The following is a 578-nucleotide window of genomic DNA, read 5'->3' on the forward strand; positions in this document are numbered from 1 at the left end:
GTTTTTGCACTTGGTGCTACCATAGCGCTGCATCGACATGGCAGAAGTGCCACCGACAGAACCACAACTGCCGCACACATAGCTTAAACGTGACTGAGAATTGACATAATCAGCATCCGTGAACGTTGGCGTATGTCCACTGTCCGTAAAAATTCTGCGCACATCTTCAAGTGCTGCGCGTGGACGCCCCATAAAACCTCCGATTCAATACTTATTGATACTATAACACAACCAGCACTCGATTGCTAGTATTAAATTGGGAATTTCTGGTAACGTGCACACAATATACTACAGCACACCCATTCGGCGGTGCATCTCGTCAATAGAGCCAGCGGTTTCCAACAACGTCCGATGCTGCATCCAGCCGCCAGTCAGGTTCTGCGACGGATAGTTGAAGGCAGTTGCAATAGCCTGATGTTCAAGAGGGCTGGCGTGCAGCGGACGACTTTCGACCAGACGACGATACAACTCAAGGTCCTTGGCCAATAGAGGATTTTGTCCGTCATGCGTCAGGTACGAGACGCGGGCGCAACGAGCAGCCGACATCGCGATCAGCTCGTGAACGGGATGAGCCTGAC

At 51.4% G+C, this 578-nt stretch carries 2 protein-coding genes; both read right to left on the reverse strand.

Translation table 11 applies throughout. The features are described from left to right. A partial coding sequence (locus AC1RPU_RS07750; protein WP_481769604.1) for a hypothetical protein occupies nt 1–192 on the reverse strand: 192 nt, incomplete at its 3' end. Between the two features lie 96 nt (nt 193–288). Beyond that, the coding region (locus AC1RPU_RS07755; RefSeq protein WP_481769605.1) for a hypothetical protein at nt 289–578 on the reverse strand (290 nt) is incomplete at its 5' end.

The organism is Dellaglioa sp. CoH-55-MRSF-7, assembly GCF_056782235.1.